Origin of the sequence: Opitutus terrae PB90-1, from assembly GCF_000019965.1 — a bacterium.
GTDB lineage: Bacteria > Verrucomicrobiota > Verrucomicrobiia > Opitutales > Opitutaceae > Opitutus > Opitutus terrae.
Map to the genome: position 1 here is coordinate 3,204,863 of NC_010571.1, position 16,387 is coordinate 3,221,249.

A 16,387-nucleotide genomic window follows, 5' to 3' on the forward strand; every position below is an offset into this window, starting at 1 on the left:
GACGCCCGTGCCACAGGCAAAAAAAGGGCGGTCCGAAAATAGGACCGCCCGAAAGGGTGCGGAACGGCAGTCGCTCAGCGCTTGCCGCGGGCCTTGCGCTTCGGCTTTTCGTCTTCGTCGTCCGGCTTTTCGTCCTCGTCCTCGTCGTCCTCGTCCTTGTCCTTGTCGCCGTCTTCGTCGTCGTCGCCGTCCTCATCTTCATCCTCGTCCCATTTCAGCGACTCGTCATTCTTCAGCTTCTCCTCTTCCTCTTCATCGAGTTCGGGGAGATCGTCGGTGTCGGCGTCTTCGTCGTCGCTCTTCACCGGCTGCTCTTCGTCGGACTCGTAGCCGGCGGGCATGAAGTCGAGGATCGCGGTGAGCTCCTCGAAGGAGTGGACGGCCTTGCCCTCGATGAAGTGGCTGTTCTGGTCCTCGCGCAGTTCGTCCTCGACCTCGTCGAGAGTGAGCTTGGATTCAAACTCGAACAGATCGTTGAGCATCTTCACGCGGCAGCGCGTGAGGTGATCGAGCAGGTCGGCGTAGGGCCCGTTTTCCTCATCGAGAATATCGGGCAGCGCGAACAGCTTTTCGTCCGACTCGAAGAGTGATTCCTTCGTGCGCTTGAGCCGGACTTTGCCACTGCCGAGATCCCTCTCGATGCGGAAAAGGATGAATGCCCGCTCCATCACGTCCTGGTCGAAGCCATAGTCGCGCAGCGGATCGACGAGATCGATCAAGTGCGCGAGCTGACGCGGGTCGATGATGCTGAGACCGTCGACGTCCCACCGGACCGGATCGCTGGTTTCCGCGACCCACCAGTTGTGATCCTCGCCGAGACGCACGATGCACCAGTCGAGAGTGGAAGTAGCTTTGGGCATGAAAAGAAAAACGGGTGGAATTTTTGCGCAGCGTGCGAGGGGTCGTTCAAAAAACAAGCACAAAAAGCATGCATTTCGCAGTTCGGCAGCAGTCGTGGCGAAGGCGGGAAAATCGTTCGGTTCCGGCCAGTTAGGATTGTCCGAAACCTTGCTTTTTCGGTCCCGGATTTCAGGCTCGTGCGGCCATGGGTTCCTACTACGAGCGGGCGATCCGGCCGGTCCTGTTCCGGATGGATCCGGAGAAAGCGCATGAGCTGGCGGTGCACGGGCTCACGTTGCTGGCCAAGCTGCAGCCGGTGTGCCGGTTGCTCGAGTGGCAGCACCGGCTGCCGGCGGACTGTCGCCGGCCGGTGCGGGCATTCGGGCTCGATTTTCCGAATGCGATCGGACTCGCCGCCGGCTTTGACAAGAACGCCACGGCCTGGCCGGCGCTCGCCGCGTTGGGCTTCGGGCATGTCGAGATCGGCACGATCACGGCGCTGGCGCAGCCGGGCAATGAGAAGCCGCGCGTGTTCCGGTTTCCCGCGGAGAAGGCGGTGATCAACCGGATGGGCTTCAACAATGAAGGCTCGGAGGCGATCGCGCGGCGGCTTGCGCATCAGCCCGGCGTGGGCCAGCGGCGAATCCCGCTCGGAATCAATCTCGGCAAATCGAAGGTCACCGATCTCGATCAGGCGGCGCAGGATTACCTGACGAGCTTTGGCCGGTTGGCGGACCATGCCGACTACATCGCGTTGAACGTGAGCAGTCCGAACACGCCGGGACTGCGTCAACTGCAGGACGAAGCGCGGGTGCGCGAGCTGCTGGGCGCGATTTCCGCGGCCAATCGTGCGCGCCCGCGCCCGGTGCCGCTGCTCCTGAAGATCGCGCCGGATCTGACGTTCCCGCAGATCGACGCGGTGCTGGCGGCGCTGATGGAGTTTCGGTTCGACGGGATCATCGCCACGAACACCACGCTCGCGCGTCCGGGGCCGTTTGCGGCCGCGAATCAAGCGGGCGGATTGAGCGGTCGGCCGTTGCGCCGTCGCTCGACGGAGATCATCAATTACATCGCGCGGGCGACGGCTGGAAAGCTGCCGATCATCGGCGTGGGTGGCATCGAAGATGGCGCGAGCGCGGCGGAGAAACTGGATGCGGGTGCGACGCTACTGCAGATCTACACGGGAATGATCTACCGTGGTCCGTGGCTTGCCGCGGCACTCGCGCGCGCGGTTGTCGACCGTCAGCGGCGGCACGCGGCGTAAGCGGATGGCTGCCCACGGAGGAAGGTAAGGAGTCCGGAGCCGGAATCATCGACCCCGGCTACAACGCTGGAGCCGCGATGCCCCCGTCGCGGCCCGAATGAACGCAAGATCGATGACGCGGCGAGGGCGCCGCGTCCCCATCGGCCATGACTTCGGGCTGCAACGCGGCGAGGGCGTGGCATCTCCATGGCACGCGGCGGAAGTTTTTGCGTGCCGGCTGACTCCAAGGCCGCGGTCGGCCCGTAATCATGGGTGAACTTCCCTTTCCAGCCATGAGACGGTTCATCTGCTTCTTTGTGTTGGCCGCGGCGTGCCGCCTGACGGCCATGCCTGGACCCTACGTCGAGGCGGGGGTGAGCTACGTGCGGCTCAGCAAGGCGGACCTTCCGGCGAGTTCGAGTTTCGCGCTTACCGAGGTACGCCACGATCGGTCGGCGTGGTCGCCGTTTCTCGCCGCAGGGTGGGATTTTTCCGACCGCGTAGGCATTCGAACGTCGTATCGCAGCGTTGCAGGCGTCGATGCCAGCACGAGCTACAACATCGTCGACACCACGGGCTCGTATTATCTGCGAAACCGATACTCGGACGATCTGCACGTCATCACGGTCGCCCCCGAATTCACCTTCCGGGCGACGCCTAGCCTCATGTTGGGGGTGTCTCCCGAACTGAACTGGGTCTATGCGCGGCAGACAACGCGCACGGACTCCAACGCGCCGATGATCCTGGTACTGCCCTACCATACGGATTCCGACAGCGGGCTGTCCCTGGGCGGCTCAGCGGCAATGAACTGGGCTTGGTCGCCGCCCTGGTCGGTGTCGCTGCGTTACAGCTGGATTGACCTCGATCCGAGCTGGAACCGTCGCGCGCATGCGCTGTCCGGCGCGGTGGCGTGGAGGTGGTGAGCCGGCCCGGTTCTGCGCGATTCGAGCGATGAAACCCAACCGAAACCGAGCCGGCCTGACTGGCTGCATGCGGAGGATTGAAATCTGTGGTGCGCGTCGCTAGCCAGTCCCGCACCGTGCTGCCGTTCGATGCTGAAGCCCTCGCCACCCACCGCGGATTGGTCGCGCGAATGGCAGCTCGCGACGCGGAAGCACTGCAGCTGCTGTATCTCGATTTCGGTGCGCGCATTCACGGCGTCGTCCGCCGCATCCTGGAGGATCCGGAGGATGCCCGCGAAGCGGTGCAGGACGCGTTCATCAAAGCCTGGCAGCAAGCCGGCTCGTACCGGCCGGAGCGCGGCGAGGTGGTTTCTTGGCTGGTTTTCATCGCGCGCAACGCCGCGATCGACCGCATTCGGAAGGGCGCGCGGCGCCGGCTGCTCCAGGAGGCGCTCGAACGCGAGCCCGTGGAGACCGTCATGCCGGCGCACGAGCTGTCGGATCTGCAGGAAAACCTCTCCCGTCACCTCAACGAACTCTCGCCGGCGCAGCGGCAAGCCTTGGAGCTCGCCTTCTTCAGCGGCTGCACCCAGGCGCAAATCGCCACCGCCATGCGCACGCCGGTTGGCAACGTGAAAAACCATCTCCGCCGTGGCCTCGCGCGCCTGCGGCAAATCGCCACTCAACATGACCAAGGATTTTTTTGATACGGAAGCCCTCCGCTACCTGCTCGGGGAAATGAACTCCTCGCAACGCAGCACCTTCGAGGAACAGTTGACGTGCTATCCCGCCGCGCGGATTGCGCTGGAGGAATGCGCCGACGTGATGTCCATGCTCCGGCGCCAGGCCGTGGACCTGCCGTTCTTCGGTGGCGCGGTGGAAAACGAGATCGCCCGGCTGCTCCAAACCACCCGCACCGACGCCAAGCGCCAGCTGCAGCAGTACGCGCATCAGCTGCGCGGATTCATCACGCTGTCATGACCGAGGATTTCGAGATCGAATCGCTCTCTTACCTGCTCGGCCAGATGGAGCCGACCCGGCGCGCCGCGTTCGAGGCGGAGTTGGAGCGTGATCCCGCGGCCGCGGCGGCGTTCAAGGAATGTGCGGACGCGATGGCGCGCTTCGCCTGCGACAGCGCGCCGGCGGAGCCGATGAGCGCGACGGATCAGCAGGCGGCGTTGACGGCGATTCTCGCGGCGACCGGCGGAGCGAAGCCGCAGCCCGTGCCCGCCGCGAGCAAGGTCATTCCGTGGTCCCGCTATGCCTGGCCCATCGCGGCGGCCCTCCTGTTGGGGTTGAATCTCGTGCAATTCAAACGGCCGTTGCAGCCGACAGCCGGAGGCGGGCGTGATGCGTCCGGCCCGAGCCTGACGGCGACGTCGCGGCCCGCCGGAGCCGGCGAGCAGGCGGCTGTGGTCACGCCTCCGGCCGGAGCCCAGTCGCAGGTGGAGAACACCACGCTCGCGGCGACCGAGACGAATGGCACCGCAACGATGGAGCGCGGAGGTGGCGCAAAGCCGGAACAAGCGCGCCAATTCGAGGAGCTCGGCCGGAAATATGCGGACCTGCAGCGCACCCACGCCGCCCTGCGGGCCGATTACGATGCCGCGGTCCGGTTGCTCGCGAGCCATTCGGTGATCGACAAGACGATCGGCCGGCTCGCAGCGATGGAACTGGTGGATTCGGCCAGTTACGCGCGCGGCGAACGCAAAGGACTGCTCGAAATCGCCCGCGGAATCCTGACCGAACCCGGCGTGGTCGTCGCGGACACGAGCACGCCGCCGACGACTGACACGCCCGGGGACGGGATTGGCACCGCGCTGAGTCCGGAAGTGAGCCGACCGGTGGCGCCGCCGTATGCGTGGGCGGTTTACGATGAGAAAGAGAATCGGGGTTATCTGAATCTCTACAACCTGCCCGAAGTCCAAGCGGGCCAGTCGCTCCAGTTGTGGGTGAAGCCGGTCGATGCGCTGGCCTACCAGCGCGTGGGCGAGGTGCCGAACCAGATGCGGGACGGCACGGGCAGTCTTTACTACACGCTGCCGGAAGGCGCGGCGCCGCCGGCGGAGATTCTGATCACGCAGGAATCGAAGGATGCAGCGCCCGTGGAACCGACGGGTCCCGTGGTGCTCCGTGGGCCTTGAACCGGCTGCTCGGCACGCGTTTGGTGCAGGTGGCGGGCGGTGGAAATTTCAGGGCTTTACAAGCCTCCGTGGATGGCTCTTAGTCCGCCTTCCTTCCTGCAAATGCTCAGGTGGTGGAATTGGTAGACACACACGTTTGAGGGGCGTGTGCCGTAAGGCGTAAGGGTTCGAGTCCCTTCCTGAGCACCATGCGAAAGTCGCTGCGGGAGAGCTTTGCTCAGAAGTTCGGAAACGGGTGAGGCTTCGCGCGCAGGGCTTCTCGCCCCCGCTTGGCCGCCGGGGCAGGAGGGGGACTTCCGAATACTACTTTTGTGGTAGCGAAGCTTGGACCAATGCTGCTTTGAGAGCGCGGAGCGGAGCTGCCGTGATGCTGCGACCGGGATCCGTTTCTCCCCGCGGTTTCGGCTACGGAGATCGCGCCAGCGTGAAATCCTTCCGGTCTTCGCATGGTTTGTTACGGCGGACGCCAGCACTCCAGGGTGGGAGCGGCTGGCGTCCGCTCGTTTTGGGGCGGCCGAATGCGGTCGGACATCCTCCATCGTTGCGCCCGCTGTCTGCGTTGTGTCGCCGCGTCGACGCCGCCATGCGCCGGCGGATCGCGACCCCTACTTTAGTCGTAGGCCGGCACCGCCTAATGGCACCTTGATGGAGCGGAGCGCCGCCGATTGTGCTGAGCACGGCTTACCCCAAGTCGCTCCGACTTAGATGGCCAACCCTGCTGCCCCGTAACACGCAGCCGGGATACCTCGAACAAACCTGACTATGAATACACGCAATCGGCGTCGCATTGTGACGCTGGCCGCGCTCATTACGCACGGCCTGATCGCCCAAACGGTCACCCCGTCCAACACCCCGGCCGCGGGCGCTAACACCCCGGAAGAGGACCTCGTCGTCCTATCCCCCTTTGAAGTGAGGGCGGAGACAGATCGCGGCTATGCCGCCACAGAAACCCTCGCAGGCACGCGCATTCGCACCGAGCTGAAGGACGTCGGGTCCGCCATCTCGGTGATCACGAAGGAACTGCTGGGCGACATTGGCGCGACCGACAACGGCACGCTGCTGCAGTATACCACCAACGCCGAAGTTGGACTCACCCGCGGCACCTACGCCGGCCTCGAGAACGCCGGCACCGTGAACGAGGGCACGACGCTGGTTTCCCGCAACTCCGCCAACCGCGTGCGCGGGCTCAGCGCCGCGGACAACACGCGCGATTTCTTCGTCACGGATATTCCGTGGGATTCCTATAATGTGGACCGCATCGACATCCAGCGCGGCCCGAATGCGATGCTCTTCGGTCTCGGCAAGCCGGCGGGCATCATCAACGCCGCCATGCGCAATGCCGATTTCAAGAATAGCGCGCAGGTGGCGGCCCGGTATGGCTCCTACGGCAGCTGGCGCGCCAGTCTCGACGTCAACCAGGAACTCGTCGACAACGTGCTCGCGGTCCGCTTCGCCACCGTGAAGGACGACGAGAAGTTCCAGCAGGAACCCGCCTACGAGGACGACGAGCGCTATTACGGCACCATCCGGTTCGAGCCGAAGCAGGGACCGGGTTCGCGGATGAGCCTCAAGCTGAAATACGAGCACGGCGAAATCGACGCCAACCGTCCGCGCACTGTCACGCCGATGGATGCGGTCAGTGTTTGGTTCAAACCGCTGCCGACCACGCGACGCACGAACGGCCAGTATAACTGGACGATCAACGACGGCATGGGAAAGAAGCTGTTCGACAATCCGTATGACGTCTTCGCCACCGAGCTCTCGAGCGGCAACGCCGAATACATCCCGTGGCTCAATGGCGGCCCGCTGAACGCGCAGCAGCCGTTCTGGCTGATCGACGGGGCGAGCGCGACGGTCTACAACATCCGCGCCGGCATCATCAACAATGGCGCGCGGCGCACCGACGGGACGACCCTCGGCACCTCTGACACGTTCCCCGGCAAGCGCTATGCCACGCCGTTCCTCGGCATCAACACGTTGAACGGCGCGACGGCGGTGAACCTGAATCTGCCGAACGCCAACTACGGCCAGTATCGGGCCAACTCGATGCTCGATCCGTCGATCTTCGACTTCTACGGTCAGCTGATCGACGGCGACACCAAGCACGAATTCGAACGCTGGGACTCGTTCAACTTCGATTTGAGCCAGACGGTGCTGGACGATCGGCTCGGCCTGCAGCTCAGCTACGACAGCCAGAACTACACTCGCGGCGGCGAGTCGTTCCTCGGCTGGCAGCCGACCATTCAGATGGACGTATTGCAGCGGTGGGATGACCTCGGCGCGAACCCGAATGTCGGTCGCCCCTACGTCGTGTCGGGCGGTGGCGGCACGGGCAACTCCTACCAGAGCGAGCGCGAATACTACCGCGGATCACTCTTCGGTGAACTGCGGGCCTCGGACTTCCTGGACGAGCGTGGCTTCTGGGCCAAGTTGCTCGGCACGCACCGGCTGAACGCCGTGTATAGCGACGAAAAATATGTCGTCGAGAATCGCACCTGGCAGCGGAAGGCCTTCGACACGGACTGGGCCGGGTATTGGACGATGACCAACGGGCTGACGACGCCGATCGACGACCGTAATCCGGTCGGGATCATTTATCTGGGCGACTCCATCGCCAACCTCTCGTCGGCTGCCGGCGCGAACATTCCGCGCATCACGGGCCGACCCGACCTCACCGACGGCAACGTGTATCTGTTCGACACGATCTGGACGGCGCCGGCATCGGTGGCGTTGAACGCTCCCTGGACGGTGCCCGCCGATCTCGCACCGATGTTTTCGACGACGCTGCCGACGCACCCGTCGCCGACCCCGGCCGGCTACTACCAGAATTCGAATCCCTCCAACTACAAGGGCTGGAACAAGGACCAGATGCTGAACCTCTGGAGCTACGACGGCGGTGAGGACATGCGGCTGCTCACCCGCCGGCAGTTTGCCGACCGGCAGACCAAGTCGCAGGTGGTGTCCTGGCAGTCGTTCTGGTGGGATGGCGCGCTCGTCGGCACGCTCGGCTGGCGCAAGGACGAGATCCAGAGCCTTTATTGGGGTCACACCCAGAACGGCGCCAACCGGAAGATCCTGTCGGACAGCCCAACCTACACTCCGCTCCGTAACGAAAGTGCGGAGACGACCAGCGGCGGCGTGGTCCTGCACGTCAACAAGCTGTTCAGGAACGACCGCTGGCTGCCGGTGAACGTCAGTCTCTCCTACAATACCTCGAAAAACTTCGACGTGACCGGGATCCGCAACGATCTCTACGGCCGGCAGATTCCGAATCCGACCGGCGAAACCAAGGATTACGGTGTGCTGATTTCCACGAAGGACGGGAAATACTCGCTCCGCGTGATCAAATACGAGGCGACGGTCAAGGGCGACAACGCCGGGCTCGATTCCGGGTTTGGCGGCGTGATCTCGAACGGCCTGAACTGGCGCAACGTGTTCCTCTACGACCTGGCGGCCTACGACTGGAGTGGCCGCGAGAGTCCCAGCTACCGAAACAACTGGGCTAACGCGTTCCCGGAAACCGGCACCGGTCCCTGGGGCGTAGTGAACGGTTCGGCCGAGGAAGCAGCGGTCGAGGACGAGGCAATCGCGCAGTGGAATCAGATCCAGACGTGGCTGACGGAGAAGGGCTTCTTCCAGGCATGGGGCTTCACACCCGTGCCGACCGCCAACCTCACCACGCGGTCGACCTATGCGGCGAGCTTGAACGGCGGTCGCGACCCCGCGGCGCAGTACGTGCCGCCATCCGGCACGCTGTACTCCTACACCGCAACCGCCCCGCAAAACTTCGCGGTGACGGCCGACACGCTGTCGAAGGGCTACGAGTTCGAACTCGTCGCCAACCCGACCAGCAACTGGCGCATCGCGTTCAACGCGTCGAAGACCGAAGCCTTCAAGAACAATGTGGGCGGCGCGGCCATGCAGGAGTTCGTCGATTACATGGACTCCATGCTGATCGACGACGAGGGCACGGCGCACGGTCCCGGCCGCACCTCGAACGGCTACACCGCGGCGGGCAACCTGCCGCGCTGGGGTGGCGCGGGCAGCGCCATCGGGCCGAGCGTCTGGGCCCCGTGGAAGGCGAACTACAACCGGCTCAAGCTCAACGAAGGCGCGGCCGTGCCGGAGCTCCGCAAGTGGCGCTTCAACGTCATGACGAACTACACGTTCCGCGAAGGCTTCCTCAAGGGCGTGGGCGTCGGCGGCAGCTATCGCTGGCAGGACAAGGTGGCGATCGGGTACCCGCTGATCCCGAACGGACCCTACTACGGCTTCGATATCGCCAACCCGATCTTCGGGCCGGCCGAAGACGCGGTGGACCTGTGGACCAGCTATGAGCGCAAGCTCACGAACCGCATCAACTGGAAGATTCAGCTCAACGTCCGAAATGCGTTCGCCGACAACGGGCTGATTCCGATTTCCGTGCAGCCCGACAACACGACTTGGGCGAGCGTGCGCGTGAAGCCTGTCCAGGAATGGTTCGTGACGAACACGTTCACGTTCTAGCCCGGATATTTCATGAAATGTCCGCCCTCCGGGCCGACTCTGTCGGGGCTGAATTGCCGCCCCGACAAGTCGGGGCTCCGCCGCAGGCGGACGGAAGTTTCGGACCCAGATTCAATCCTGTTCATGAAATTCCCGGGCTAGCGCAACACCCCCAGCCGCGGCTCCACGCTCACCGAGCGTGAATCCAGGTTGTTCGACCTCACGCCCCGGAAGCACGCTTCCGGGGCGTTTTGCGTTATCGCAGCTACCCGAACTCCTGAGTGCGTGCGGGGATGGTGTGGTCAAAACCTGTCGGAAGATACGGCGCCGCGGCAGGGCGGGCGCCTTCATCGCCGCGCTCACCAGAAGCCGTCTCGGCGTGGAACGGAATCCTCGCCCGATCTCAGCCCCGTCGCTTCTTTCGTTTGTCGGCGCCGGGCTCTGTCCGGTCCGTTACTCGAGCTGGATGATCCCGCGCTTCACTCCGGCCAGCACGGCCTGCGTGCGATCGGCGACGCCGAGTTTGGAGAGGATGTTGGTCACGTGCACCTTCACCGTCGATTCCACGACGTTGAGCGCCGCGCCGATTTCTTTGTTGCTGAGGCCGCGGCCGATCAATGCGAGCACTTCGAGCTCGCGGGTGGAAAGATGCGAGGTGATCCGGCTGGCGAGACGTCGGGCCACCTCCGATGGCACCACCTGATCGCCGGCGCGGATCTTGCGGATCGCATCCAGCAGCTCGGCCAGCGCCGTGTCTTTGCCAATGAACCCGGAGGCGCCGGCTTGGAGCGCGGCCGACACCTCGTCGCCGCTCCCGTAGTTGCTGAGCACGAGCACGCGCACGGCGCCGAATTCGCGCCGCAGCACGCCGATGGTTTCGATGCCGTTGCGCTTCGGCATCCGCAGATCGAGGATGACCACGTCGGGCTGGTGCTGCCGATACACCTCGATGGCCTCGTGACCGTCCTCAGCTTGGGCGACCACCTGCATGTCCGGCTGGTTGTTGATGGCGAACGACAGACCCATTCGCACGATGAGATGGTCGTCGACCAGCATGACGCGGATCTTCGCCGGGTGGTTATCGGAGGACATGGTCAGAGAATCACGGCCTTTTCGACGGGCACACGGACGGTGATGCGCGTGCCGGCGCCGGGCCGACTCGTGATCTCGACTGTGCCGCCGATTTTGTTGGCGCGGCCGCGGAAACTGGGCAGCCCAAAATGCCCGATCCCGGCGTTCAGGACGGCTGCGGGGTCGAATCCCCGGCCGTCGTCGCGAATGTCGAGCTCCACCTCGCTCTTGCGAAACGCGAGTGTGACCGCGAGGTGGCTGGCGGCGGCGTGCTTGACGGCATTGGCGATCGCCTCCTGGGCGATGCGTAGCAGGTGGTGCTCGACACTGGAGCCGAGGCGCACGGGCGAGCCTTCGATCCGGAGCCTGGCGTAGTCGGCGTGCGGCGCGACCTGCGCGAGGATCTGCCGCAACGCCGTCTCCAGATCCGCCGAGGCGAGGATCGGCGAGTGCATGTCGCGGACGGCGTGGCGAACCTCGTTGCGGCTGAACGCGACCATGTTCAGAGCGACCGCCAAGCCCGACTTCACCTCAGGGGAGCAGGTGGAGAAGGCGGCGGTGGTCTCGAGCTGCAGCGTCAGACCAGTGAAGCCCTGCTCGAGGCTGTCGTGGATCTCGCCGGCGAGCCGGTTGCGCTCGGCGAGCGTGGCGCTGGTGCGGGTTTCCTGCTGCAGCTGGCGCATGGTGGTCTGCAACTCGCCGGTGCGCTGCGCCACCAGCTGTTCCAGCGCGGCATTCCGCGCTTCCGCCCGGCGCATCGCAAACCGCACCAGCCCGAACAGCAGGGCGGCGAGCAAGATCGGGTAGCTGGCCAGCACATACCAGTGCCGATACCAAGGCGGCGTGACCGTGAACCCGAAGGCTTTGGAGGCGCCGATCGGACCACGGCTGTCGATGAGCCGGACGCGGAGCCGGTAGACGCCCTCGTGCAGATCGGACAATGCGACGGAGGAGCCGGAGGCGACTTGTTCCCACGGCTGGTCGTTGAGCCGGTATTCGTAGGCAGGGGGCCGCATCGAGGCGTAGCTGCCGGCGAAGAAATCGAATCGCACGCTGTTCTGATCGTAACCGAGCGGCTGCAGCAGGGCCGGAGTGCCGGCCGGGCGTGGGATCTCCGCATTCGTGCGGCTGTCGCGAATCGAGACTAGCACCGGCGAGAAGGCCGCGGCAGGGGGAGAGCTTCCGTGCCGGTCGAGGCGGTAGAGGGATTGACCGGTGGACACCCAGATCTCGCCGCTAGGCAGAGCGCGGATCAGCGGGACGCGTTCGTCGATCGCCTGATAGCTGGTCGAGTCGAAGGTGTAGCGGCCGGCGCGGGCAGTCACCCAGAGAACCCCTTGTTGATGCGAGCCCCACCACGTCCCGGTCTCGTCGGCGCAGATGCGCACGAGCGGATAAGGGGCTTGGCGAAACAATTCGTTCAACTCGGGCGCGGCGGTGAAAGTCTGACGGCGTTCGTCGAAGAACACGCGCTGGCCTTCCGAACCACTGAGAACCACGGTGGAGCCGAGCACACTCACGTTGACCCAGCTGGGCGTGGGCCAGGGGAACTCTTCGAAGACACGGGATTCGAGCCGGCCCGCGCTCAGCCCGATGCGGGCGACGCGGTTGACGCCGAGCTCGATCCAGGCTGCGCCTTGACCGGCGTGGACGATAGCCGGGTAACCGACGCCCGGAATGCGCGGAGCGCACTCCGACCAATGCCCGTCGCGCACCTGGATCGCGCTGATTTCTTTTTCGCCGATCACGATGCAGGTGGTGGCGTCCACCGGCACCAGCCGGGCACCGCCGACGCCGGGCACGGCGAGGGCGAAGTCGGCATCGGGTTGATGGACGTAAACGCCGTCGTGGTTGCTGACGAGCAGCGCGTCGCCCACCACGGCGATCCCCCAAGCGCCGGCTCCGGGTTGGCCGCGCACCGGTTGAAACTGCGCGGGACCCTCAATGGCCGTGGGAACCGGGCTGTAGAGACGCCCGGCGGAGGCGATGACGATCTCGCCCCGCCACGACACGACCTGCGGCCAGCTGATCGGCAGTCCGAGCGTTTGGCCGAACCGCGTGAACGGCTGCCCGTAAAGGATCTTGAGCACGCCGGTTTCGTTGGCCGCCCACAGCACGCCAGGCTCGCGGCTGGCGAGGGCGGTGACGCGCGAGTATTCGGGACCGGTGAGCGCGAACCGCACCTGACCTTCCGTATCCACAATGTAGACCCCGATGCCGCCGACCGAGACGGCGGCGCCGCCCTCGGGCAGCGCCTGCAGCGCGGTCACCCCGGCAAGAAGCTGGGGCCCGAGCGGCGGCGGCAGGTCCTCCAGCGCCCCGCCACGGTAGCGGAGGAGGTGGCGATAGGTGGTGGCCAGCAGACCGGAGTTCGGGCCGAGCCGGGCGAATCGGCCAACCGCCCTACTCCCGAACACCCGCCGGTCGGCGGTGGTGAGGGTCTGACGCGAAGCATCGAGGATCAGCACTCCGCGGTCATGTGACGAGACATAGATCGTGTTCTCGAACACGAAGAGGCACGAGACGCCGGGAACCTCGAAGAACTGGTGCTCGCCGGTCTGGCGGTCGCGGAACACGACGCCGTTCCAACCGGCGAAATAGACGCCTTCGGGCCGGCAAACGATTTCGGCGAAATTCGTGGCGAGCACCCACTTGGGGTAGGTCTTCGGCACGAAGGATTGTGGCCGCAATTGTCCGCTCGGCTCCGGGGTGAGCCGGCCCCACGAGCCCAGCGCGCCGTAGACTAACGAGCCGTCGAGATCGGGGGTCGCCGCATACATGCCAATGCCAGCCAGCGCCGGGCTCGACAGGCGCAGCCAGAGATTATCGTTCAGGACGATGTATTCGTCTTCCTGCACCACTGCCAGTCGGCCGAGCGCATCGAAATTCAGATGCACGCCGCGCGACACCCGACCGATCTCTTCGTAGGGATAGAAACGCGTCAGCGGATTGCCGACCACCGGCCCGGCAGTGCGTGCGTGCGCCAGCCCGCCGAGCAACAGCACCAAGGCGAGCCAGCCAGCGACCCGGGGGATCGGCGCAAACGCGCAGCCGCGAGTCCCCCGGACGAGCCTGGGCTGGGCGCGTGAACTGGCGGTCATCGGGCGATTTTTTTCCATGCATCCCCGCTCCCGTGAGGGTGGGCGGTCGGCTTCGGACGGTAAAGGCGGTTCGCACGCACCGCGCTACTACTTTGGTTGTAGCGTGGATCGGTCTACTGCGACGTTGCGGTGCGCGCACGCGATCGAGTGATCATCGGCATGCCGATTCTCTCGGTGTGGGGTGCTCACTCTGCGCTGCAGCGATCGGTTCCTTAACAGGTATTGGGCTCCGGTCCGGGCTTGGGCCGGAGCCTTTTCCTTGCACTCAGTTGCGCTGGCCGGCGAACCGGAGGCTCAGCGCCGAGCGAGTTCGGCGGCGGCTTCGGCGCGCGTCTTGCAGGTGATCGTCGGCACCTTGCCGTGATAGTGCACCAGCGAGAGCAGATTGAATCCGATGTCCTTGCGTGGATTCGGAATGATCCGGATCACGCGGCCAATGCCGGCCGCCAGCGCAAGATCCATCACGCGCGTGACGTGCGTGCAGCAGTCGAGGTCCATCGCATCAAGCTCGCTCAGATCCGTTACGAGCGTGAATCCGTTGCGCATCTTCGCCAGTTCCCGGGGCACGAACTCGAGTTGAGCTAACGTGTGCGGCGGGCGGACGTTGTCGCGATACACGATGCGAAGGACATTGCGCGCGCGGTCCGCCTTCATGACGACGGGCGAACGCGTGATGAGAGAGCCTGATGCGGCCATTTGAGTCACACTATGCCGGGGCCGGCTGCGGTCAAACCTGTGACACCCCGCGCCGCACCGCACGGGCTGCCGCGCGGCAGTTGGATCGGCGCTAGATCCCGAACTTGTGGAGCAGCGTCACCACACCGTAGCCGAGCAGGCCGGTGACCGGCAAAGTGAGCACCCACGCCCACACGATCTTGCCCACCAGGCCCCATTTCACCGCGCTGAGCCGCTTGGTCGCACCGACGCCCATGATCGACGTCGAGATCACGTGCGTGGTGGAAACCGGGATGCCGAGCGTAGTCGCGCCGTGGATCACGATGGCCGCGGTGGTTTCGGCCGCGAAACCGTGCACCGGCTGCAGCTTCACCATCTTGTGCCCCATCGTGCGAATGATTCGCCAACCGCCGGCCGCGGTGCCCGCCGCCATCGTCAGCGCGCAGGTATACATGACCCATTTGTGGACGACGAACTCCGGGGTGTGGAGAAAGCCCGCCCAATCCGGCAAGCCGGCGAATGCGCCGGACTGCGTGCCGGTGAACAGCGCCAGCGCGATGATGCCCATCGTTTTCTGCGCGTCATTGGAACCGTGACTGTAGCCCATGAAGCCGGCGCTGACGAGCTGGGCCTTGCCGAAGATCAGCGCGACGAGGCGCGGCGTGGTTTTATGCAGCAGCGCCGTGAGCACGAGCATGATCAGGGCGCCGCCGATGAACCCAAGCAACGGTGACGCCATCATCGGCAGGACGATCTTGGGCCAGAGGCCGGTGGACCATTTCAACACCGCCCAATTCCCGCTCGCGCTGCCCATGGCGGCGCCGCACAACCCGCCAACCAGCGCGTGGCTGGAACTGGAGGGCAGCCCGAGCCACCAGGTGAACAGGCCCCACACGATCGCGCTGAGGAGGGCGGCGAGGACCGTGGCCATGCTCACGTAGTTCGTGTCGACGAGCCCCTTGCCGATCGTCGACGCCACCGCGGTGCCCATCAGCGCGCCGAAAAGATTCCAGAACGTCGCCCACACGATCGCCTGCCGCGGCGTCAGCACCTTGGTGGAAACCACCGTGGCGATGGCGTTCGCGGTGTCGTGAAATCCGTTGATATACTCGAAGACGAGCGCGGCGAGCAGAACGAGCAGGAAGAGGGTCATCGCGGCGACAGTAGAAGTTCAGATCGGCGCCGGGCGGGCGAGGTCGAAAACACGGACGGCCGGCCGGGCGGGGCGAGTTCGTGCGACGGGCGTCGGATCAGGCATATTTCAGCACAATCTGGACGACGATGTTGCCCGCATTGCGGCAGCGATCCACCGCCTGTTCCACCATCTCATACAGTTCCTGCAGGATGAGGAGCTCCTTGGTGTCGAAGGGACCGTGATAAAGCTCCTTCAACAGGCCGAGCATCACCTTGTCGGCCTCGCCTTCCGCGTGCTGCAGCCGATCGTTGGCCTCGCGGACCTTTTCGAGATGCGTGCCGCTGCGCAGACCCTTGACCATGAAAACGACCGCGTCCGCCGCCATCGTGAGCAGCTCGGCCTGACGCAGAAACGCGGTGTGCGGCACCCGGCCGGGATAAATCGACAGTCGCTCCACGATCTTCTCGATTGCCTTCGGAATCCGATACAGCGCGAAGGAGAGTGCTTCGATGTCCTCGCGTTCCAACGGCGTGACGAAGGTTTTGCTCAGTTGCTCCATCATCTGGTACCGGATCCGTTTTTCCTTCCGCCGCGTCTGTACGAAATCATCCAACTGCGGCGGCGGCCCGCCCCGGTTCAGAGTCTGCAGATACTGGGAGAGCAACAGGACGCTGGTGCGCGCCTCCTCCGCGCCCGCTTCAAGCAGATCGAAGAACTTGTCGTCGCGGCCGAGAATCTTTTTGAGCCACTGCATGCGGCTTTCGACGTAAACGGCGGAGACTCGTTAGCAA

12 protein-coding genes and 1 tRNA gene are annotated in these 16,387 nt (G+C 64.8%); 7 read left to right on the forward strand and 6 right to left on the reverse strand.

The annotated features are described in order from the left end of the window. Positions 1–74 precede the first annotated feature (74 nt). Positions 75–860, reverse strand: a complete 786-nt coding sequence (locus OTER_RS12605; protein ID WP_012375306.1) for a hypothetical protein — start codon at positions 858–860, stop codon at positions 75–77. A 185-nt stretch (positions 861–1,045) separates the two neighbouring features. On the opposite strand from OTER_RS12605, the gene OTER_RS12610 reads away from it, so the two are divergent. From OTER_RS12610 to OTER_RS12640, 7 genes are all read left to right on the forward strand, one after another. After that, positions 1,046–2,104, forward strand: a complete 1,059-nt coding sequence (locus OTER_RS12610) for a quinone-dependent dihydroorotate dehydrogenase (protein ID WP_012375307.1) — start codon at positions 1,046–1,048, stop codon at positions 2,102–2,104. A 272-nt stretch (positions 2,105–2,376) separates the two neighbouring features. Then, complete coding sequence (locus tag OTER_RS12615) at positions 2,377–3,006, forward strand: hypothetical protein (RefSeq protein ID WP_012375308.1); 630 nt, start codon at positions 2,377–2,379, stop codon at positions 3,004–3,006. Between the two features lie 116 nt (positions 3,007–3,122). Then, positions 3,123–3,692: an RNA polymerase sigma factor gene (locus tag OTER_RS12620; RefSeq protein WP_044891752.1), complete on the forward strand. Its 570-nt coding sequence runs from the start codon at positions 3,123–3,125 to the stop codon at positions 3,690–3,692. Next, positions 3,673–3,966 carry a hypothetical protein gene (locus OTER_RS12625; protein ID WP_012375310.1) on the forward strand — a complete coding sequence of 98 codons (294 nt, stop codon included), beginning with the start codon at positions 3,673–3,675 and terminating at the stop codon, positions 3,964–3,966. Before OTER_RS12620 ends, OTER_RS12625 begins: the two co-directional genes overlap by 20 nt. Further along, complete coding sequence (locus OTER_RS12630) at positions 3,963–5,129, forward strand: anti-sigma factor (RefSeq protein WP_012375311.1); 1,167 nt, start codon at positions 3,963–3,965, stop codon at positions 5,127–5,129. The genes OTER_RS12625 and OTER_RS12630 overlap by 4 nt, the downstream gene beginning before the upstream one ends. A 104-nt stretch (positions 5,130–5,233) precedes the next feature. Then, positions 5,234–5,318 (forward strand) — tRNA-Leu (locus tag OTER_RS12635). A 573-nt stretch (positions 5,319–5,891) separates the two neighbouring features. Beyond that, the gene (locus tag OTER_RS12640; protein WP_012375312.1) at positions 5,892–9,635 is read left to right on the forward strand and encodes a TonB-dependent receptor plug domain-containing protein; all 3,744 of its coding nucleotides are present in this window, start codon (positions 5,892–5,894) and stop codon (positions 9,633–9,635) included. Positions 9,636–10,067: 432 nt separating this feature from the next. On the opposite strand, the gene OTER_RS12645 is transcribed toward OTER_RS12640, so the two are convergent. The 5 genes from OTER_RS12645 to OTER_RS12665 form a co-directional block, all read right to left on the reverse strand. After that, positions 10,068–10,706 (reverse strand): response regulator, encoded by a 639-nt coding sequence (locus OTER_RS12645; RefSeq protein WP_012375313.1) that lies wholly within the window; start codon positions 10,704–10,706, stop codon positions 10,068–10,070. Between the two features lie 2 nt (positions 10,707–10,708). After that, positions 10,709–13,786 (reverse strand): sensor histidine kinase, encoded by a 3,078-nt coding sequence (locus OTER_RS24155; protein ID WP_158305429.1) that lies wholly within the window; start codon positions 13,784–13,786, stop codon positions 10,709–10,711. 294 nt (positions 13,787–14,080) lie between these two features. Further along, positions 14,081–14,440 (reverse strand): hypothetical protein, encoded by a 360-nt coding sequence (locus OTER_RS12655; protein WP_012375315.1) that lies wholly within the window; start codon positions 14,438–14,440, stop codon positions 14,081–14,083. Positions 14,441–14,573: 133 nt separating this feature from the next. Continuing rightward, positions 14,574–15,614, reverse strand: coding sequence for an inorganic phosphate transporter (locus tag OTER_RS12660; RefSeq protein ID WP_012375316.1), 1,041 nt, complete (start codon positions 15,612–15,614; stop codon positions 14,574–14,576). Positions 15,615–15,711: 97 nt separating this feature from the next. Further along, a complete protein-coding gene (locus tag OTER_RS12665) occupies positions 15,712–16,350 on the reverse strand; it encodes a DUF47 domain-containing protein (RefSeq protein ID WP_012375317.1) in 639 nt (212 codons plus the stop codon). Between the last annotated feature and the right edge of the window lie 37 nt (positions 16,351–16,387).

Coding starts and splice junctions, on each gene's coding strand:
- OTER_RS12605 (WP_012375306.1), bottom strand. CDS start 860: ATGCCCAAAGCTACTTCCACTCTCGACTGGTGCATCGTGCGTCTCGGC.
- OTER_RS12610 (WP_012375307.1), top strand. CDS start 1,046: ATGGGTTCCTACTACGAGCGGGCGATCCGGCCGGTCCTGTTCCGGATG.
- OTER_RS12615 (WP_012375308.1), top strand. CDS start 2,377: ATGAGACGGTTCATCTGCTTCTTTGTGTTGGCCGCGGCGTGCCGCCTG.
- OTER_RS12625 (WP_012375310.1), top strand. CDS start 3,673: ATGACCAAGGATTTTTTTGATACGGAAGCCCTCCGCTACCTGCTCGGG.
- OTER_RS12630 (WP_012375311.1), top strand. CDS start 3,963: ATGACCGAGGATTTCGAGATCGAATCGCTCTCTTACCTGCTCGGCCAG.
- OTER_RS12640 (WP_012375312.1), top strand. CDS start 5,892: ATGAATACACGCAATCGGCGTCGCATTGTGACGCTGGCCGCGCTCATT.
- OTER_RS12645 (WP_012375313.1), bottom strand. CDS start 10,706: ATGTCCTCCGATAACCACCCGGCGAAGATCCGCGTCATGCTGGTCGAC.
- OTER_RS24155 (WP_158305429.1), bottom strand. CDS start 13,786: ATGACCGCCAGTTCACGCGCCCAGCCCAGGCTCGTCCGGGGGACTCGC.
- OTER_RS12655 (WP_012375315.1), bottom strand. CDS start 14,440: ATGAAGGCGGACCGCGCGCGCAATGTCCTTCGCATCGTGTATCGCGAC.
- OTER_RS12660 (WP_012375316.1), bottom strand. CDS start 15,614: ATGACCCTCTTCCTGCTCGTTCTGCTCGCCGCGCTCGTCTTCGAGTAT.
- OTER_RS12665 (WP_012375317.1), bottom strand. CDS start 16,350: ATGCAGTGGCTCAAAAAGATTCTCGGCCGCGACGACAAGTTCTTCGAT.